Consider the following 19,653-nt stretch of genomic DNA (forward strand, 5'->3'; position numbering starts at 1 on the left):
CCGGACCGCCGGCGGGCCATCAGGCCCGCGGGCGGCACAAACCCACAGCTGCGCGGACTCAGATCCGCATGGGCATGACGACGTACTTGAACTGGTCGTCTTCGGGCAGGGTGATGAGCGCCGACGCGTTGGCATCGGGCATGACCGACCACTGGATGTTGTCCACCTTGACGTTGGCCAGCACGTCGAGCAGGTAGCCGACGTTGAAGCCCACGTCCAGCGGTTCGTGGCCGTAGTCGATGTCGATTTCTTCCTGCGCCTCTTCCTGCTCGGCGTTGGAAGAAGAGATCTTCATCTGGTTCTGCGCCAGTTGCAGGCGCACGCCCTTGAACTTGTCGGTGGTCAGGATGGCGGCGCGCTGCAGGCTGCCCTGCAGGGCTTCGCGGCCCACCAGGAAGTGGCGCGTGTAGTTGGTCGGGATGACGCGGGTGAAGTCGGGGAACTTGCCTTCGACCAGCTTGGACACCAGCTCGACGTCGCCGAAGCGGAAACGGATCTGGCCCGGCGCCACGTCGATCGAGACGAGCTCGTCGGAGTCTTCCAGCAGGCGCTGCATTTCCAGCACGGTCTTGCGCGGCACGATCACTTCGTGGCGTTCGCTGATGCCGTCGGCTTCGGTGGAGCAGTGCGCCAGGCGGTGGCCGTCGGTGGCGACCGCGCGCACGCGGCCCGGTTCGAACACCAGCAGCATGCCGTTCAGGTAGTAGCGGATGTCCTGTTGCGCCATGGCGAAGTGCACCATGTTGAACAGGTGGCGCAGCGTACGTTGCGGCATGCTCAGCGACACGTCCCACTGCTCGGGCTGGGCCACGGTGGGGAATTCGCTGGCGGCCAGCGTCTGCAGCGCGAAGCGGCTCTTGGCCGACTGCACCGACAGCTTGTTGCTGGCCAGCGCCAGGCGCACGTCGCCGGTGTCCGGCAGGGCTTTCAGGATGTCCAGCAACTTGCGCGCCGCGACCGTGGTGGACTCGTTGTCGTGGCCCACACCGAAGTCGGCGTGCGTGGTGATCTGCACTTCCAGGTCGGTCGCGATGAAGGCAACCTTGTTGCCTTCCTTGCGCATCAGGATGTTCGCCAGGATGGGCAGGGTATGGCGTCTTTCGACGATGCCCGCCACGGTCGACAGCGGTTTCAGCAATGCATCGCGTGTGGTTTGTACGAGTTGCATGGTCATCCTTTTAGAGTTTGTTCCAACACGTGCAGGGTATGGTTGAGCTCCGCTTGCTTGGCGCGGGCGTCGGAAATCTTGCGTACGGCGTGCAGCACGGTGGTGTGGTCACGGCCACCGAACAGATCGCCGATTTCCGGCAGGCTTTTCTGGGTCAGCTCCTTGGCCAGGTACATGGCGACCTGGCGCGGCAAAGCGATATTGGCCGGCCGGCGTTTCGAATACATGTCGGCGACCTTGATCTTGTAGAAATCCGCCACCGTCTTCTGGATGTTCTCGACGGTGATCTGGCCGTTGGACACGGACAGCAGATCCTTCAGGGCTTCCTTGCAGACGTCCACGGTGAGCACATCGCGGCCGTGGAAGCGGGCGTAGGCCAGCACCTTGCGCAACGCGCCTTCGAGTTCGCGCACGTTGCTGCGCAGGTGCTTGGCGATGAAGAACGCCACTTCCTCGGGCATCGGCACGCCCTCGGACTCGGCCTTGCGCAGCAGGATCGCCACGCGCATCTCGAGTTCGGGCGGCTCGATCGCGACCGTCAGGCCGGAATCGAAGCGCGAGATCAGGCGGCTGTCGATGCCCGACAGTTCCTTCGGATAGGTGTCGCTGGTGATGATGATCTGCTTGCGCTGCGCCACCATCGCCTCGAACGCATAGAAGAATTCTTCCTGCGTGCGGTTCTTGCCGGAGAAGAACTGGATATCGTCGATCAGCAGCAGGTCGAGCGAATGGTAGTAGCGCTTGAAGTCATCGAACGCCTTGCGCTGGTACGCCTTGACCACGTCGGACACGTATTGGTCGGCATGCACGTAGCGCACGCGCACCCCGGTGCCCGCCGCCACCATGGCGTTGCCGATGGCGTGGATCAGGTGGGTCTTGCCCAGGCCCACGCCGCCGTACAGGAACAGCGGGTTGTACGAGGTGCCCGGGTTCTCGGCCACCTGCAGCGCGGCGGCGCGCGCCAGCTGGTTGGCCTTACCCGTCACGAAGTTCTCGAACGTCAGGTCGGTGTTCAGGCGCGAGCGCTCGTACACGATGTTGGCGGCGTCCGCGTTCACGGCCGCGGCCGCCGCGGTGGTCGCGACGGGAGCGGGCGCGGCGGGCTGCGCCGGCATGCCTGGCGGCGGCGCGCCGCCCAGGGGCGCGGCGGCCGAAGGCGCGGTCGGCACGGGCGGCTGCGCGCGCACGGGCGCCACCGGCATGCGCGGGGTGGTGCCTTGCGTGGGCAATTCGAACAGGACCTGTACCGGACGCTCAAACCACTCCGCGGCCAACGCTTCGATCTGGTGGGAGAAGTTCTTGCGCACCCAGTCCAGCTTGAACCGGTTGGGGGCGGCAACGCGCAGCACCGCCTGCGTTTCGTCATACGCAAGCGGGACCAGCGGTCGTATCCACGCGCTGATTTGTTGGGGGGGGAGTTCCTGCTCAAGACGACTGACGCAGGTCTGCCAGAATTCTTTCATGTCGCTCTTATTCAAACCTCGATTCTACCTTGCCTGGGCACGGGTTATCCACAGGGTAGGGCATGAGCGTGCACAACCCGCCCCCTTAACTGTTTGACAAGACAGGGAAAACTTGCTGAAATGGTGGGCTTTTCCGAATTCTGTCTGTCAGAAGGTTTCGCAGAAGGCCCAGGTTCACACGGGTAATAGGGTAATGGTTACACTTACCCCGCCCCCGGAACTGTGCCTTGCTGAATAGGTCGCCCGGGTATTGCCCGGACCAGAGCCCCGTCTACAAGCCTGTCTTTGCCAGTGAATCCGCATGTCATGTGCGAATTCGCAGCGAGGCGCTTACTAGATACCCGCTACCGGATTTGCGACCAGGAACCCTCCGGGCAGGTCCCTTCTGACTTTTGTTCTTTTTGTGGATCGTCCATGAAACGCACCTACCAACCTTCCGTTACCCGCCGCAAGCGCACCCATGGTTTCCGCGTGCGCATGAAGACCCGCGCTGGCCGCGCCATCCTGAACGCTCGCCGCGCCAAGGGCCGCAAGCGTCTGGCTGTCTAAGTCTCGCTTCTTGCGCAGACACCCGACCCGCTGACCCGCAGTCCATGCCGCGCGCCACGCTTCCGCCGGAGGCGCGGCTGCATCGCCCCTCCGAGTTCGCCGCCGCCCTCAAAGGCCGGCGTCTGGCCCGAGGGGCGTTTTTCGTTGTGAGCGCCGCTTCCAACGATCTGCCTCCTGGTCAGGACGCCTGTGCCCGGCTGGGCCTGGTGATCGCCAAGCGCTTCGCCGCCCACGCCACCACGCGCAACGCCCTCAAGCGGGTCATCCGCGAAGCGTTCCGCCACCGGCGCCTGGGATTGCCGGCGAAAGACTACGTCGTGCGACTGCACAGCAAGGTCACGCCCGCCACGCTCACCGCGCTGAAACAGGCGGCCCGGGCCGAAGCGGACGCTCACTTCGAGCGGATCGCGCGATGAACGGGCCATCCCCCCGGCAGGCAGGCCGTCCGCGACGCGGGCGTTCCGTGGGGGCCGCATTACTCATTGCCCCGATCCGGTTCTACAGGTTTTTCCTGAGTCCCTGGATCGGCCGGCAATGCCGCTTCACCCCGACCTGCTCGGCGTACGCGATCGAGGCGATCGAACGCCACGGTCCCTGGCGCGGCTTCTGGTTGATGCTGCGACGCATCGGCCGCTGCCACCCCTGGTCGCCCGGCGGCTGGGACCCGGTTCCGCCGTCCAAGGGAACCAACCGCGGGGCCTGCTGCTCCCATGGGCACCGCACCGAGCATGATTGACGCTAAACTGGCGGGCTTTGCTGGCCCGTATTCACTTCAGTAGGCACCATGGATATCCGACGAACCGTCCTCTGGATGATTTTCTCCTTCTCGCTGTTGCTCCTCTGGAACAACTGGCAGATCCATAACGGCAAACCGTCGCTGTTCGGGGCCCCCACGCCCACGGCCAGCACGCCCGCCAACGACACGCCGGCCGCCGCGAACAACGCGACGCCTTCGGTGCCCAATGCGCCGCCCGCGACCGCCACCGCCACGCCTTCGGCCGTGCCTGGCGCCGCCACGCCGGTGCCGACGCGCTCGGAAGAAGTGGTCATCACCACCGACGTGCTGCGCCTGACCTTCGACACGCTGGGCGCCCAACTGGTGCGCGCCGAGCTGCTGAAGTACCCGGCCACCGGCCAGCCCGACAAGCCCACCGTGCTGCTGGACCGCAGCGCGGGCCTGACCTACATCGCCCAGACCGGCGTGATCGGCGGCAGCTTCCCCACCCACCAGACCCCGTTCCGCGTGGTCTCGACCGAGCGCCAGCTGACCGGCGACAGCCTGGTGGTGGCGTTCGAAGCCGAATCCGGCGGCGTCAAGGTCACCAAGACCTTCACGCTGCATCGCGGCCGCTATGACATCGACGTGCGCCACGACCTGGCCAACGTCGGCGCCGCCCCCGTGACGCCGGCGCTGTACCTGCAGCTCGAGCGCGACGGCAACGATCCGGCCGACACCTCCAGCTTCTATCACACGTTCACCGGCATGGCCGTCTACTCGGAACAGGACAAGTTCCAGAAGATGACCTTCGCCGACATCGAGAAGAAGAAGGCCAACTACATCAAGCAGGCCGACAACGGCTGGATCGCCGTGGTGCAGCACTACTTCGCCACCGCCTGGGTGCCGCCGCAAGGCAAGCCGCGCAACAACGAAGTGCTGGAAGTCCAGAAGAACGTCTACGCCGCCCGCACCATCGAAGCCGTCGGCGAGATCGCCCCGGGCGCCGCCGCCCGCGTCGATTCGCACCTGTGGGTCGGTCCGCAGGACCAGAAGGCCATGGCGGCGCTCGCCCCCGGCCTGGAACTGGTGGTCGACTACGGCTGGCTGACCATCATCGCCAAGCCGCTGTTCACGCTGATGACCTGGCTGCATTCCATCCTGGGCAACTGGGGCTGGACCATCGTCGCCCTGACCGTGCTGATCAAGGCGCTGTTCTACCCCCTGGCCGCCGCCAGCTACCGCTCCATGGCCCGCATGAAGCAGGTCGCCCCGCGCCTGCAGGCCCTGAAGGAAAAGTACGGCGACGACAAGCAGAAGCTCAACGCGGCCATGATGGAGATGTACCGCACCGAGAAGATCAACCCGCTGGGCGGCTGCCTGCCGATGGTGGTGCAGATCCCGGTGTTCATCTCGCTGTACTGGGTGCTGCTGGCCAGCGTCGAAATGCGCGGCGCGCCGTGGATCCTGTGGGTGCACGACCTGTCGATCCGCGACCCGTTCTTCATTCTGCCCGCCATCATGATGGCCACCATGTTCCTGCAGATCAAACTGAACCCGACGCCCCCGGACCCCGTCCAGGCCAAGGTCATGATGATCATGCCGCTGGTGTTCGGCGGGATGATGTTCTTCTTCCCGGCCGGCCTGGTGCTCTACTGGTGCGTCAACAACACCTTGTCGATCGCCCAGCAGTGGTCCATCACCCGCGCCATGCAGCGCAAGACGGAAGCCGCGGCCAACCGCTGATTCCCGCTCGCGCCATGAAAAGCCGGCCCCCAGGGGCCGGTTTTTTTTCGTCCAGGTTCCACGTTGGTTTGACGGCGATGCGCGTCAAGTCGCCCTGACGATAGTTATTTTCAATCAAATTTGGTAGTTCAATCAACTTCACAACGAGAAAATTGACCCCTATGATGTGTCGGAGATATCCCCCGGCCGGCAATGTCCGGGACGGTGTCCGATCACGCAGCGTGGCCCAGGCGCCGCGCATTCCAGGAATTACGTAGGGAGTGAGCCATGACCGACAAGAAGCATCTGACCACCGCCTCCGGGGCGCCGGTGGCCGACAACAACAACACCTTGACCGCCGGCCCGCGCGGTCCGGCGCTGTTGCAGGACTTCTGGCTGATAGAGAAACTCGCCCATTTCGACCGTGAACGCATCCCCGAACGCGTGGTGCATGCCAAGGGCTCGGGCGCCTATGGCACCTTCACCGTCACCCACGACATCACCCAATACACCCGCGCCAGCATCTTCTCCAAGGTCGGCAAGCAGACCCCGCTGTTCCTGCGCTTTTCGACCGTGGCTGGCGAACGCGGCGCGGCCGACGCCGAACGCGACGTGCGCGGCTTCGCCATCAAGTTCTACACCGACGAAGGCAACTGGGACCTGGTCGGCAACAACACCCCGGTGTTCTTCATCCGCGATCCGCTCAAGTTCCCCGACTTCATCCACACCCAGAAGCGCGATCCCAAGACCAACCTGCGCAGCGCCACCGCGGCCTGGGATTTCTGGTCGCTCAGCCCCGAATCGCTGCACCAGGTCACCATCCTGATGAGCGACCGCGGCATTCCGGCCAACCTGCGCCAGCAGCATGGCTTCGGCTCGCACACCTTCAGCTTCGTCAATGCCGGCGGTGAACGCTTCTATGTGAAGTTCCACTTCAAGTCGCAGCAGGGCATCGCCTGTCTGAGCGACGAGGAAGCGGCGCAGGTCGTGGCCCACGACCGCGAAAGCTCGCAGCGCGACCTGTTCGACAACATCGAGCAGGGCAACTTCCCGAAGTGGACGCTGAAGGTGCAGATCATGCCCGCGGCCGACGCCGAGACCTATCACATCAACCCGTTCGACCTGACCAAGGTGTGGCCGCACGGCGACTACCCGCTGATCGAAGTGGGCGTGCTGGAACTGAACAAGAACCCGGAGAACTACTTCGCCGAGGTCGAGCAGGCCGCCTTCACGCCCGCCAACGTGGTGCCCGGCATCGACTTCTCGCCGGACAAGATGCTGCAGGGCCGGCTGTTCTCGTACGGCGACACGCACCGCTACCGCCTGGGCATCAACCACCACCAGATCCCGGTGAACGCGCCGCGCTGCCCGTTCCACAGCTATCACCGCGATGGCGCGGCGCGCGTGGACGGCAATGCCGGCGGCACGCTCAACTACGAGCCCAACAGCGCGGGTGAATGGAAGGAAACCCCGTCGGCCGGCGAACCGCCGCTGCCGCTGGACGGCCAGGCCGCCGCGCGCTGGAACCACCGCGTCGATGACGACTACTACTCGCAGCCGGGCGCCTTGTTCCGCCTGATGACGCCGGCGCAGCAGGAACTGCTGTTCGGCAACATCGGCCGCCACATGGCGAGCGTGCCCGAGGAAATCCAGCGCCGCCAGCTGGAACACTTCCGCAAGGCCGATCCGGCCTACGCGGCGGGCGTGGCCAAGGCGCTGGGCCTGAAGCTGTAGGCGCGGCGCGTATCGGGCGGCCCATGGGGCCGCCCGATTTCTTTCCGCCGCTATTTTTGGCTGTTTTTACGGCTGGTTTCGCGTCCACGCCTGCGCGTTCCGCCTGCGTTTTGCTCCGAAAACCACCGCAAGCGACTTTTCCACAACAAGGCCGAAAAAAGTTATCCCCATTCGTCCACAGCCAATTCACAGGCAATCCACAGGAATTCCACAGGCGCTGTGGATAGTGTTATCCGCGGAAGCTGTGGAAAACCCGCTTGCTAGTATTTCAGGCCCGTATCGCACAGCACCGTGGCCACCGTCGCGTCCGCGGGCAGCCGGCCCGAGCGCAACAGCTTGGCGGCCGCGCACGCGTTGGCGGCGGCGGAATAGCCCACGTACAGCCCCTCCCGCACGGCCAGCAGGCGACGCCATTGCTGCGCCTCGTCGTCGGTGACCGCGATGCTCAGGTCCATCAGGGACGGATCCCAGTGCGGCGGCACCGCGCCGTAGCTGGTGCCCTGGATCAGGTGACGCGCCTTGGTCACCGGTTCCCCCGCCAGCACCTCGCAGCCCAGCGGCTCGACGGCCGCGCACAACGTCGCGGCGCTCGCCGCCTTGAGCGCGCGCGCCACGCCCATGAAGGTGCAGCCGGTGCCGACGGCCGCGACCCAGCCGTCCACGGGGGCGCCGACCTGTTCCAGGATTTCGCGGCCGGTGCCGGTTTCGTGCGCGGCGATGCATTCGACGGCATTGAACTGGTCGACGTAGAAACCGCCGCGTTCGCGCGCCAGCGCGGCCGCCACCCGGGCCGCCGCCTCGACGTCGGCGCCGGTGACCTGCCCGGGGGCGCCATCGACCTGCGGCACCAGCACCACCTCGGCGCCCAGGCCTTCCAGCATGCGGGCGCGGGCGGGGCTGTTGCCCGCGGACATGGTGACCACCAGCGGATGCCCCAGCGCGGCGCAGGCCACGGCCAGGCCCGCCCCCATGTTGCCGCTGGTCATCTCGATCACCGGCATGCCGGGCGCCAGGCGGCCGTCGGCGCGCGCGGCCAGCAGGATGGCCTTGGCGGCGCGATCCTTGACGCTGCCGCCCGGTTGCAGGAATTCGGCCTTGGCCACTATGCGGCCGGGGCCGTCGTGCACGCGGCTCAGCGCGATCAGGGGGGTGTTGCCGATGAGTTCGATCGAGGAAGCGGCCAGCATAAGGGTTCCGGAGGACACATCCGGGGCGCCGTGGACGGCCGGATGAAGAAGGGACGGGCGGTCCATTGTAGAGAGGAGGGCAGTGTGCCCGGCGCCGCACACCGCAGCGGCGCATCGACGAATTTCCTTTCATGCGATATCAATAATGATTACTATTTATCGCCAATGCGCCCCCCTTGGGCGTCTGCCCCAGCCTCCACCGCCACCGAATCGAACCGTGAATCCGCAGGGATATCTTTCCACGCCCTCCATCGAGACCCTCTACCACGAGCATCACGGCTGGCTGCGCGGATGGTTGCAGCGGCGCCTGGGCAACGCGGCCGATGCCGCGGACCTGGCGCACGACGCCTTCCTGCGGCTTATCCACAAGCCGGCGCCGCGCGGCTTCGGCAGTCCGGGCGAGGCCCGCGCCTATCTGCGCAGCATGGCGCAGGGCATGTGCATCAACCTGTGGCATCGGCGCGAGATCGAGCAGGCCTGGCTCGACACGCTGGCGGCGCGGCCCGAGGCCTGCGCGCCGTCCGCCGAGCGCCAGGCGATCGTGCTGGAGGCGCTGCAGGAGATCGGCGCGCTGTTGCGCGACCTGCCGCCCAAGGCTGCCCAGGCCTTCCTGATGGCCGCGGTGTGCGAGGTCCCGAGCGCCGACGTCGCCGCCGAACTCCACATCTCGCCGCGCATGGTGCGCAAGTACGTGGCCCAGGTCATGCTGCGCTGCATGCTGACCGAGGCGGCCGCCACCGCCAGCGCGCTACGGGATCCGACCTTCGCCTGACCCATATGGCCGCCATCCCCCTGATCCCCGCGCCAGGACCGGACGCGCGCCAGGCCCGCGCCAATCCGCCGCACCATGTCATGGAGCAGGCCGCCGAGTGGTATGCACTGCTGATTTCCGGCGACGCGGTCGCGGCCGACCGGCAACGCTGGCTGGCCTGGCTCGATGCCGATGCCAGTCACCGCCAGGCCTGGGCCTACGTCGAACAGGTCAGCCAGCGCATCCTCGCCCCCTTGCGCGACACGCCCGACCCGCGGCTGACCAGCGACAACCTGCACGCCGCCGGCCAGCGCGTCCTGCGGCGCCGGCGCGCCCTGGTCCGCATCGCCTCGCTGGCCGGCGTCGGCGTCTTCGGCTGGCTGGGCTGGCGCCAGACGCCGCTGGGCCCGCTGGCCGCGGCCTGGAGCGCCGACTACCGCGCGGCCACCGGCGAGATCCGCGCCACCGTGCTGCCCGATGGCTCGCGCGTCTGGCTCAACACGGCCAGCGCCTTCAACCGGGACTTCCAGCCCGGGTTGCGCCGTCTGCACCTGGTGGCCGGTGAAATCCTGATCGAGACGGGGACGGACAAGGACCGCCCGTTCGTGGTCGACACCGCCGAAGGCCGGCTGCGGGCGCTCGGCACGCGCTTCACCGTGCGGCAAGAGGCGGGTGCGACGCTGCTGGCGGTCTATCAGGGCGCGGTCGAGATCCGCACCGCGCGAAACGCGCCCCCGACCGTCATCGCGACGGGCCGGCAGGCACGCTTTACCGCCGCCGAGGTCGGCTCCGCCACGCGCGCCGATCCGGCGCGCGAAGCCTGGATCCGGGGCGATCTGCTGGCCAACAACCTGACCCTGCGGGAAATCGCCGATGAACTGGGCCGCTACACGCTCGGCCATATCGGCGTTGCGCCGCAAGTGGCGCAACGGCGCGTCTTCGGCACGTTCCCGCTGCGCGACGTCGACAGCGCCCTGGCCCTGCTGGCGCAAGCGGCGCAGGTAAAGGTGCAACGGCCGATGCCATGGTGGACCACGCTGGTGGCGGCCGACGACGCGGCCCCGCGCTGACATGGGCGTTACAACTTTTTTGTCGCGTGCGCGGCGCGCCAGGTTCCGTTTGCGGCCGCTCGATTGATTCAGGAAGTGAAAGCGCCATTGCACGCCAGGGCCGGCGGCCCCGCGATGGCAACGCGCTGACGACACTCTCACTTCCAGCAAGGATCGAACGCCATGTCCCGCCGCTTGTCCCCCGCCCGTCCCGCCATCGCCAGGCCGCGCCGCGCGCCTGCGTTGCGCAGCCCCCGGCGCGCCGCGCTGACCCTGCATCTGGCCGCCGCGTTCCTGGCGGCCGGGGCCTTGCCCGCCCACGCGCAACAGATGGCCTCGGAACGCCCCGCGCAAGCGCCCGCCACGCGCAGCTACGACATCCCCGCCGGTCCGTTGCAGGCGGCCCTGGCGCGCTTCTCGGCCGAGGCGGGCGTCTATCTCGCCAGCGCCACCGAACTGGTCGACGGCAAGCACAGCCCCGGCCTGAAAGGCCGCTTCGGCGCCGCGGACGGCCTGGCCGCGCTGCTGGCCGGCACCGGCCTGCAAGCGGTTGCCAACAGCCAGGGACAATATGTGCTGAAGGCCGCGCCCGCCGCCAATGGCGTGGCCACGCTGCCGGCCATCGCCGTCAGCGGCGCGGCCATCGACCCGGTGGCCCAGCGCCTCAATCCGCCGACCACGGTCGCCTCGAAGATCCCGTTGTCGCAACGCGAGATTCCGCAGACCATCAGCGTCATCACGCAGCAGCAGATCCAGGAACAGAACCTGCAATCGCTGGACGAGGCCATGAAGCGCACACCCGGCGTGATGGTGCTGCAAAGCGACGCCGACCGGGTCCAATACTATTCGCGCGGCTTCCCCATCAGCTCGATGGTGGTGGACGGACTGCCGGTGGTGATGAACTCGGACATGTCGTCCACCGCCGGCACCAATGCGCCCAGCCTGGCCATGTACGAACGCGTCGAAGTGCTGGACGGTCCAGCCGGCCTGTACGGCGGATTCGGCAGCGTCGGCGGCGTCATCAGCCTGGTGCGCAAGCGCGCGCCATCGGAATTCACGGCCTCGGTCTCGACCACCGCCGGCACCCGGGACAACTTCGGCGGCCAGGTGGATATCGGCGGCCCGCTGAACGCATCCGGCACGGTGCGGGGGCGCTTCGTGGCCGCCGCGCAGCGCAAGGACCTGGAACTGGATTCGACCTGGCGCAAGGACCAGTCGTACTACGGCACGCTGGAGGCCGACCTGTCCGCCGACACCTTGCTGCGCGCGGGCGTCAGCTACAGCCAGCGCGATTCCAACGTCGGCTGGGCCGACAAGGCGCCGCTCTATGACGACTATTCGGTGGCCGGCAAGCGCAACGATTTCTTCGGGGCGTCGTGGAATCACGACCGCTACGCCAACACCAATGTGTTCGCCAGCCTCGAACACAAGCTGGGCCAGGACTGGAAGCTCACCGCGACCGGCAGCTTCGACCACAACACGGCGCGGGTGCTGTCCGGCGAGCTGTTCGGCAACGTCGACAAGGCCACCCACACGGCCACCTTCGGCACCACCAACACCGACTACTACGAGGACAACCAGAGCTACGACCTGAACGCCACCGGCAAGTACACGCTGCTGGGACGCCAACACGACCTGGTGATCGGCGCGAACTACAGCCGCATGTACAACTACGGCACGAGCTACTACGGCACCGACAACCTGTTCAACTTCCAGACCATCGACATCTGGAACTATTCCTACGCCAAGCCGAGCTGGAGCGGCTTGCCGGAACATACCTCCAAGGGCGCGGTGGTGCAGCGCCAGTACGGCATCTACGGCAACACGCGCTTTCACCTCACCGATGCCCTCACCGCCATCGTCGGCGCGCGGGTTTCGTGGTGGGATACGCGCTATCAGCAGGACCAGACCTACAACCCGTTCGGCAACGCATCCAGCAGCGATGCCTACAAGAAAAAGGTCACGCCCTACGCCGGGCTGGTGGCCGACGTCGACGACGCGCATTCGGTCTATGCCAGTTACTCCACCATCTTCCAGCCGCAGGCGCTGCGCACGCCGTCCGGCGAGCTGCTCAAGCCGATGGAAGGCGAACAATTCGAAGTGGGGGTGAAGGGCAACTACCTGGACGGCAGGCTGCAGACATCGGCCGCGCTGTACCAGATCACGCAAAGCAATCGCGCCCTGCCGACCGATGACACCGGCCAGTTCTTCGCGGCCGCCGGCAAAGCGCGCTCGCGCGGCCTGGACCTGCGCGCCTCCGGCCAGATCACGCCGGGCTGGACCGTCATGGCCGGATATACCTACAACGACAGCAAGTACCTGGACGAGGCCAGCCTGGATACCAGCGCCTCGGCGTTCTCGCAGATCGCCCCCAAGCACCTGTTCCGGGTCTGGACCAACTACCGCCTGCCCGGCGACCTCAGCCGCTGGGAAGTGGGCGGCGGCATCAATGCCACCAGCAAGCTGTTCAGCGGCAGCGGAGCCACCACGGTCACGCAGAGCGGCTTCTACACCGCGGATGCGCGCATCGCCTACAAGATCGATCCGCACATGACGGTGTCGCTGAACGCCACCAATCTGTTCGACAAGCACTACTACATGCCGCAGAGCCAGGGCGTGGTCTTCGGGGAAGGGCGGCGGGTCGCGCTGACGTTGCGCGCCGACTTCTGACGCGGGCCCTGCGCCCGGGCCTGCGGGATATCCACAGGCCCGGCTAGGCCAACCGTTCAGCGCGGCAGGGACGAGGGCGCGTGTTGCGCGCTGGCGGCGCCGGGGGCGGGCAGGTCGGCTTGCCCCGCCACGGCTGGCGTGGGCGCGGCCAGCGCGACGATGGCCAGCGCCAGCGCGACGCCCGCGGCGGTGGCGGTGCGGATCAATCGTTCGCGCAGATCGGGAGACAGACGCATGGCGTTCCTTGTGGATAAGTCGCGGGCCGGCCTAGAACGGCGCGTCGCCTTCGATGGTGGTGCGGTACAGCTTGCGGCGCAGGTGGTCGGGCGTGCCGCCGGCCAGGTGGATCAGCGAGCGGTTGTCCCAAAACACCAGGTCGTGCGGCTGCCAGCGGTGGCGATAGATGTGCTCGGGCCGCACGCTGTGCGCGAACAGCTCGTCCAGCAGCTGCCGGCTCTCGTCCTCCGGCAGGCCTTCGATATGGGTGGTGAAGCCTTCGCTCACGAACAGCGCGCGGCGGCCGTTCTCGGGATGGGTGCGCACCACCGGGTGCGACACCGCCTGCACCTGCGCCACCTGTTGCGCGCTCAGGTCGGGGCGCCAGTTGCCTTCCTTCTGCAGCTGGCCGTACTTGGCCAGGTACGAATGCACCGCGCGCTTGCCCTCGACGGCGTTGCGCAATGCGGCGGGCAGGGTGTCGTAGGCCAGGTGCATGTTGGCGAACAGCGTGTCGCCGCCTTGCGCCGGCAGTTCCTGCGCGTGCAGCAGCGAGCCCAGGCTGGGCAATTCCTTGTACGAGATGTCCGAATGCCAGTACTTGCCGGCATCGCCCAGGCCGACCGGCTGGCCGTTCTCGACGATGTTGGAGACGATCAGGATCTCGGGATGGTTGGCCAGGTGGAACTGGTGCAGCACGTGGATCATCAGGCGGCCGAAGCGGCGGCTGAAGTCGATGTGCTGCTGCGGCGTGATGCGCTGGTCGCGGAACACCAGCAGGTGGTGGTCCAGGTGCGCCTGGTGCACGCGCTTGAAATCGGCGGACGACAGTTCACGGCCCAGGTCCAGGCCGATGAGCTCGGCGCCCACGGGCCCCGCCAGCGGCCGCAGCTCGAACGCCTGCGCGGCCGGGGGCGGCGGGACGGGGGCGGCCTCTTCGCGCCGCACGGCGTTGCTCTGGGACATCGGTCACTCCGGTTGGCGTCGCGGCGTTGGCGCCGGCGCTGCGGTCCATCCGCGGATGGATCAGGAATGACCGATTATGGAAAGCGCGCCTTGTATCTCAAACGAAGTTATCGGCGTTTGAACAAAGCCTGGCGTCATATAGAAAAACCGCCCGGGAGACCGGGCGGCTGGTGTGGCATCGCGCATAAGCATATCGCCACAATGCATGAAGCGCGGTGGCGCGCTACTTGTGCCTGGGCAGATAGGCCTCGACCAGCTTGACCCAATACGTCGCGCCCACCGGCAGCAGCGCGTCGTTGAAATCGTAGTTCGGGTTGTGCAGCTGGCACGGCCCCATGCCGTGATAGCTCTCCATGCGGTGGTCGCCGTCGCCGTTGCCCAGGAACAGATAGGTGCCGGGCAGGGCCTCCAGGAAGAACGAGAAGTCCTCGGCGCCCATGAAGGGCGGCATGTCGCGCACCACGTTCTCGGCGCCGAAGGCGTCCTCGGCCACCTGCGCGGCAAACGCGGTTTCCTTGTCCCAGTTCACCAGCGGCGGATAGGCGCGCACGAAGTCCAGCGTGCCGCTGCCGCCGTACACCTGCGGCAGCGTGGTGGCGATGCGGCGCATGTCTTCCTCGATCTTGTCGAGCACCTCGACCGAATAGGTGCGCACCGTGCCGCGCAGCACCGCTTCGCCGGGAATCACGTTGTAGGCGTCGCCAGCGTGGATCTGCGTGATCGACAGCACCGCCTGCTCCAGCGGGTTCTTGCTGCGCGAGATGACCGTCTGCAGCGCGTGCACCATGTCGGCCGCGACGATGATCGGGTCGACCGACGCATGCGGCTGCGCGGCGTGGCCGCCCACGCCCTTGATGACGATGTCCCAGCGGTTGCTCGACGCCATGGTGGGGCCGGCGCGGAAACCGAACTGATTGACCGGCATGCCGGGCATGTTGTGGATGCCGAACACCGCGTCACAGGGGAATTTGTCGAACAGGCCGTCCTGCATCATGGCGCGCGCGCCGGCGTTGCCGCCTTCCTCGGCCGGCTGGAAGATGAACACCACGGTGCCGTCGAAATCGCGATGCGTGGACAGGTATTGCGCCGCGCCCAGCAGCATCGTGGTGTGGCCATCGTGGCCGCAGCCGTGCATGCGGCCGCTGATGGTGGACTTGTGCGCGAAGCGGTTGTGCTCGGGCATGGGCAGCGCATCCATGTCGGCGCGCAGGCCGATGGTCTTGCCGCCGCTACCGCCACGCAGCACGCCGACCACGCCGGTTTTCCCCAGCCCGGTGTGGACTTCCAGCCCCCATTGCCGCAGGCGCTCGGCCACCAGCTTGGAGGTGCGCGTTTCCTGGAAGGCCAGTTCGGGATGGGCGTGGATGTCACGGCGCAGTTCGGTCAGTTCACCGTGGGCGCGTTCGATTTCGGCGAGGGTTTTCATGGCGGAAGGTAGGCGGAAAGGAAAGAAGAGAACGGATGTCGTATGACAGGGTACCGGGAAATTCTCGCGCCCGTCGCCGGCCGCGTCCAGCGTTGTTACGGATTGGCGTCAGGCCGGGTCGTTCAGATGGCAGGCGCTGAACTGCATCGGCGCGACCTCGCGCAGCAGCGGCCGCTCGGTCTTGCAGCGCGGCATGGCCTGGGGACATCGCGGATGGAAGGCGCAGCCGCCCGGCGGATCCAGCGGCGACGGCAGCTCGCCCTTGATCGGCTGGTAGCTGCGGCGTCCCGGCGTGAGCGTCGGCAGTTCCTTGAGCAGCGCCTGCGTGTATGGATGGTTGGCGCGCTGGAACACCGTGTCGGTCGGCGCCAGCTCGACCACGCGGCCCAGGTACATGATGGCGACGCGATCCGAGATGTGGCTGACCACGCTCAGGTTGTGGCTGATGAACAGGTACGTCAGGTCCAGCTCGTCGCGCAGCTTCTCGAACAGGTTCAACACCTGCGCCTGGATCGACACGTCCAGCGCCGCCACGGCCTCGTCGCACACGATCACCGAGGGTTTCAGCGCCAGCGCGCGCGCGATGCCGATGCGCTGGCGCTGGCCGCCCGAGAACTGGTGCGGATAGCGCTGCGCGAAGGCCGGGTCGAGCCCCACCTGGCGCATCAGGCCGGCGACATACTCGGCCTTGTCGCGCGCGCGGATCAGGCCGTGCGCCACCGGCGCCTCGCCGATGATCTCGCGCACCCGCATGCGCGGGTTGAGCGAGGCGTAGGGGTCCTGGAAGATCATCTGCACGCCCAGCTCGTAGGCGCGCCGCTGCGGGCCCGCCATGGCCTTCACGGCCTGGCCCTGATAGTGCACTTCACCCGAAGAGGGCGGCAGGATGCCCGAGACGATGCGTCCCAGCGTCGACTTGCCGCAACCGGATTCACCGACGATGCCGATGACCTCGCCCGGCTGCACGTCCAGGTCCACGCCGGCCACGGCGTGCACCACTTGCGTCTTCAAACCCGCGCCCAGCAGGTTGGCGATGCGGCCGGCCAGGTCCACGTGTTGCGTGAAGCGCAGCTCCACGCCGCGCAGCGACAGGATGGGGGCGGCGTTGCGATCGGCGGCGTTCATTGGACCTCCGGCGCGCCGGCATGCCAGCAGCGCACCCATTGCGACGGGCGCACTTCCACGGGCTGCGGCTCGGTCATACAGGCCTCGCTGGCGCGCGGGCAGCGCCCGCGGAACGCACAGCCCTGCGGCAGGTTGAGCAGCGACGGCGTCATGCCGGGAATCGGCACCAGCGGCCGGCCGCGCGATTCCGGCGTCGGAATCGAGGCGATCAGGCCGTGCGTGTACGGATGCATCGGATGGCTGATGACGTCGCGCGTGCTGCCGGTCTCGACCACGCGGCCGGCGTACATCACCGACACGCGGTCGGCCAGGCCCGCCACCACCGCCAGGTCGTGCGTGATCCACACCAGGCCGGTGCCGGTCTCGCGGCACAGCTTCTGCACTTCGAACAGGATCTGCCCCTGGATGGTCACGTCCAGCGCCGTGGTGGGTTCGTCGGCGATGATGACGCGCGGTGAATTCAGCAGCGCGATCGCGATCGCTACGCGTTGCCGCATGCCGCCCGACAACTGGTGCGGATAGGTCCGCAGGCGTTCCTGCGGCGACGGGATGCCGACCATCGTCAGCGTCTGCAGGGCGCGTTCACGCGCCTGTTCGCGCGATACCTTGTGATGCGCCTGCACCGCTTCGATCATCTGCGTATCGACGCGCAGCACCGGGTTCAGCGTCATCATCGGGTCCTGGAAGATCATGGCGATCTCCTGCCCGCGCAACTGCCGCCAGCGCGCCGGCGACGCGCCGCGCAGGTCCTCGCCGTTCAGGCGCAGTTCGCCCTCGACGATGCGGCCCGGTTCATCCAGCAGGCCCATCAGCGAGAAACCGGTGATGCTCTTGCCCGAACCCGATTCGCCCACCAGCCCCAGGATCTCGCCTTCGGCCACCGTCAGGTCGACGCCATCGACCGCCTTCACTACGCCATTGCGGGTGAAGAAATGCGTCTTCAGGCCCCGCACATCGAGCACCGGCGACTTGTCCACAGCTTGCGTCTGCATCGCGTCCGCCCTCAATTCGCGTGGCGCGGGTTGAGCACATCGCGCAGGTGGTCGCCCACCAGGTTGATGGCGATGATGGCCAGCGCCAGCGCGATGCCGGGGAAGAACGAGATCCAGTACTGGCCCGACAGCAGGTACTCGAAGCCGTTGTAGATCAACATGCCCAGCGACGGCTCGGTCACCGGCACGCCCACGCCCAGGAACGACAGCGTGGCTTCCAGCGCGATGGCGTGCGCCAAGTCGATGGTGGCGATCACGATCAGCGGCGGCATGCAGTTGGGCAGCACGTGGCGGAACAGCACCCGCCCCCACGACAGCGACATGCAACGCGCCGCCTCGACGTATTCCTTGCCGCGCTCGACCAATGCGGCGCCGCGCGCGGCGCGAGCGAAATAGGCCCACTGCACCACGATCAGCGCAATGATCACCTTATCCACACCCTTGCCCAGGATCGCCAGCAGCATCAACGCCACCAGGATCGCCGGGAACGACAACTGGATATCCACAATGCGCATCAGCAGCGCGTCGATGCGCCCGCCGAAGTAGGCCGCGATCAGGCCCACCGTGGCGCCGATGCCGAACGCCGCCAGCACCGATACGGTGGCCACCAGCAGGCTGGTGCGCATGCCGTACAGGATCGCCGACAGCAGGTCGCGCGCCTGGCCGTCGGTGCCGAGCCAGTAATGAATGCCGCCGTCGCCGCTTTCGCTGCCGGGCTTGAGCTTGGAATCCATGATGTCCAGCGTCGCCAGGTCATACGGATTCTGCGGCGCGATCCACGGCGCCAGCAGCGCCGCGCCGACGATCAGCACCAGCATCACCAGGCCCAGCGTGGCCAGCTTGCTGGCGAAGAAATCGCCCAGGAAGCGGCGCCAGGGCGTCTGTTCCTTGGCGGCGGCGGTCGGCACGGTGGTGGTCGCGGGGGCGGTCATCGGCGGCTATCCAGGCGTACGCGGGGATCCAGCACCGTATAGATGATGTCCACCACGAGGTTCAGCATCACAAGGAAGAACACGATCAGCAGCAGGTACGCCACCACCACCGGCCGGTCCAGGTTGATGATGGAATCGATCAGCAGCTTGCCCATGCCGGGCCACGAGAACACCGTCTCGGTCACCACCGCGAAGGCCATCACCTGGCCGAACTCCAGGCCCGCCACGGTGACCACGGGGATCAGGATGTTCTTGAGCAGGTGCACACCCAGCACGCGCTTTTCCGACAGGCCCTTGGCGCGCGCGAACTTGATGTAGTCCATCGGCAGCGCCTCGCGCGTGGCGGCGCGGGTCACGCGGATGATCATGGCGCACTTGGCGAAGGCGATGGTGGCCGCGGGCAGGGCCAGGCTCAGCCAGCCATCCAGCGTCAGCACGCTCAACTGCAGCGAACCGATGCTGACGGTCTGGCCGCGGCCGCCGGCCGGCACCCAGCCCAGCATCACCGCGAACACCATGATGAGCATCAGGCCGACCCAGAAGTTGGGCAGCGAGAAGCCCAGCACCGATCCTGTCATGATGACGCGCGAGCCGGCCGCCTTCGGCTTGAGCCCGGCCAGGATGCCCAGCGGCACGCCGATCAGCACCGACATCAGCATGGCCACACAGGCCAGCTCGACCGTGGCCGGCATGCGCTCCAGGATCAGGTGCATGGCCGGCTCGCCGGTCAGGAAGCTGTTGCCGAAATCGCCGCGCACCGCCTGGCCCATGAAGATCAGGTACTGCCGCCACAGCGGCAGGTCCAGGCCGAGCGAGGCGCGGATGGCGGCGCGCTGCGCCTCGGTGGCCTCCGGACTGGCCAGCATCGAGACCGGATCGCCGACCATGTAGATGCCGGCGAAGACCAGCGCCGACATGACCAGCATGACGACGATGGTTTGCAGCAGTCTTCGTACGATTGTCGCTAGCACGTCATACCGCCCGC

General features: G+C 67.0%; 18 protein-coding genes. 8 read left to right on the forward strand and 10 right to left on the reverse strand.

The genetic code is table 11. The features are described 5' to 3' along the window. Window positions 1-58: 58 nt before the first annotated feature. Window positions 59-1,168: a DNA polymerase III subunit beta gene (gene dnaN / locus AOZ53_RS20245; RefSeq protein ID WP_054431113.1), complete on the reverse strand. Its 1,110-nt coding sequence runs from the start codon at window positions 1,166-1,168 to the stop codon at window positions 59-61. A gap of 2 nt (window positions 1,169-1,170) precedes the next feature. Then, a complete protein-coding gene (dnaA, locus tag AOZ53_RS20250; protein ID WP_054431022.1) occupies window positions 1,171-2,631 on the reverse strand; it encodes a chromosomal replication initiator protein DnaA in 1,461 nt (486 codons plus the stop codon). Window positions 2,632-3,045: 414 nt separating this feature from the next. On the opposite strand from dnaA, the gene rpmH reads away from it, so the two are divergent. The 5 genes from rpmH (at window position 3,046) to AOZ53_RS20270 (ending at window position 7,354) form a co-directional block, all read left to right on the forward strand. Beyond that, window positions 3,046-3,180: a 50S ribosomal protein L34 gene (gene rpmH / locus AOZ53_RS20255; protein WP_003816025.1), complete on the forward strand. Its 135-nt coding sequence runs from the start codon at window positions 3,046-3,048 to the stop codon at window positions 3,178-3,180. Between the two features lie 44 nt (window positions 3,181-3,224). Then, on the forward strand, window positions 3,225-3,596 hold the full coding sequence (locus AOZ53_RS20260) for a ribonuclease P protein component (RefSeq protein WP_006392133.1): 372 nt from the start codon (window positions 3,225-3,227) through the stop codon (window positions 3,594-3,596). Beyond that, on the forward strand, window positions 3,593-3,916 hold the full coding sequence (yidD, locus tag AOZ53_RS33635; protein WP_082380551.1) for a membrane protein insertion efficiency factor YidD: 324 nt from the start codon (window positions 3,593-3,595) through the stop codon (window positions 3,914-3,916). The genes AOZ53_RS20260 and yidD overlap by 4 nt, the downstream gene beginning before the upstream one ends. Before the next feature lie 48 nt (window positions 3,917-3,964). Next, window positions 3,965-5,641: a membrane protein insertase YidC gene (yidC, locus tag AOZ53_RS20265; RefSeq protein ID WP_054477883.1), complete on the forward strand. Its 1,677-nt coding sequence runs from the start codon at window positions 3,965-3,967 to the stop codon at window positions 5,639-5,641. Between the two features lie 267 nt (window positions 5,642-5,908). Continuing rightward, the gene (locus AOZ53_RS20270; protein ID WP_054431018.1) at window positions 5,909-7,354 is read left to right on the forward strand and encodes a catalase; all 1,446 of its coding nucleotides are present in this window, start codon (window positions 5,909-5,911) and stop codon (window positions 7,352-7,354) included. 260 nt (window positions 7,355-7,614) lie between these two features. On the opposite strand, the gene AOZ53_RS20275 is transcribed toward AOZ53_RS20270, so the two are convergent. Beyond that, the gene (locus AOZ53_RS20275; RefSeq protein WP_054431017.1) at window positions 7,615-8,541 is read right to left on the reverse strand and encodes a PLP-dependent cysteine synthase family protein; all 927 of its coding nucleotides are present in this window, start codon (window positions 8,539-8,541) and stop codon (window positions 7,615-7,617) included. Window positions 8,542-8,758: 217 nt separating this feature from the next. Here AOZ53_RS20275 and AOZ53_RS20280 point away from each other — a divergent pair, with 217 nt between their 5' ends. The 3 genes from AOZ53_RS20280 (at window position 8,759) to AOZ53_RS20290 (ending at window position 13,011) form a co-directional block, all read left to right on the forward strand. Beyond that, on the forward strand, window positions 8,759-9,313 hold the full coding sequence (locus tag AOZ53_RS20280; protein WP_054489069.1) for a sigma-70 family RNA polymerase sigma factor: 555 nt from the start codon (window positions 8,759-8,761) through the stop codon (window positions 9,311-9,313). A gap of 5 nt (window positions 9,314-9,318) precedes the next feature. Beyond that, window positions 9,319-10,362 (forward strand): FecR domain-containing protein, encoded by a 1,044-nt coding sequence (locus tag AOZ53_RS20285; protein ID WP_231689944.1) that lies wholly within the window; start codon window positions 9,319-9,321, stop codon window positions 10,360-10,362. A gap of 162 nt (window positions 10,363-10,524) precedes the next feature. Continuing rightward, a complete protein-coding gene (locus tag AOZ53_RS20290) occupies window positions 10,525-13,011 on the forward strand; it encodes a TonB-dependent siderophore receptor (RefSeq protein WP_054489071.1) in 2,487 nt (828 codons plus the stop codon). 56 nt (window positions 13,012-13,067) lie between these two features. On the opposite strand, the gene AOZ53_RS20295 is transcribed toward AOZ53_RS20290, so the two are convergent. The 7 genes from AOZ53_RS20295 to AOZ53_RS20325 all read right to left on the reverse strand — a co-directional run bounded on the left by AOZ53_RS20295 (window position 13,068) and on the right by AOZ53_RS20325 (window position 19,639). Beyond that, on the reverse strand, window positions 13,068-13,247 hold the full coding sequence (locus AOZ53_RS20295; protein ID WP_054431010.1) for a hypothetical protein: 180 nt from the start codon (window positions 13,245-13,247) through the stop codon (window positions 13,068-13,070). A gap of 31 nt (window positions 13,248-13,278) precedes the next feature. After that, entirely contained in the window at window positions 13,279-14,193 is a 915-nt protein-coding gene (locus AOZ53_RS20300) for a TauD/TfdA dioxygenase family protein (protein ID WP_054489073.1), read from the reverse strand. Window positions 14,194-14,416: 223 nt separating this feature from the next. Further along, on the reverse strand, window positions 14,417-15,619 hold the full coding sequence (locus tag AOZ53_RS20305; RefSeq protein WP_054489075.1) for a M20 aminoacylase family protein: 1,203 nt from the start codon (window positions 15,617-15,619) through the stop codon (window positions 14,417-14,419). A 108-nt stretch (window positions 15,620-15,727) separates the two neighbouring features. Then, window positions 15,728-16,744, reverse strand: a complete 1,017-nt coding sequence (locus AOZ53_RS20310; RefSeq protein WP_082380553.1) for an ABC transporter ATP-binding protein — start codon at window positions 16,742-16,744, stop codon at window positions 15,728-15,730. Beyond that, the gene (locus AOZ53_RS20315) at window positions 16,741-17,736 is read right to left on the reverse strand and encodes an ABC transporter ATP-binding protein (protein WP_054431110.1); all 996 of its coding nucleotides are present in this window, start codon (window positions 17,734-17,736) and stop codon (window positions 16,741-16,743) included. The genes AOZ53_RS20310 and AOZ53_RS20315 overlap by 4 nt, the downstream gene beginning before the upstream one ends. A gap of 11 nt (window positions 17,737-17,747) precedes the next feature. Then, window positions 17,748-18,668 (reverse strand): ABC transporter permease, encoded by a 921-nt coding sequence (locus AOZ53_RS20320; RefSeq protein WP_054431005.1) that lies wholly within the window; start codon window positions 18,666-18,668, stop codon window positions 17,748-17,750. After that, entirely contained in the window at window positions 18,665-19,639 is a 975-nt protein-coding gene (locus AOZ53_RS20325) for an ABC transporter permease (RefSeq protein WP_054431003.1), read from the reverse strand. Before AOZ53_RS20325 ends, AOZ53_RS20320 begins: the two co-directional genes overlap by 4 nt. Window positions 19,640-19,653 lie beyond the last annotated feature (14 nt).

The organism is Achromobacter sp. 2789STDY5608621 (assembly GCF_001299375.1).
In the GTDB taxonomy this organism is placed as follows: domain Bacteria; phylum Pseudomonadota; class Gammaproteobacteria; order Burkholderiales; family Burkholderiaceae_B; genus Achromobacter; species Achromobacter insuavis.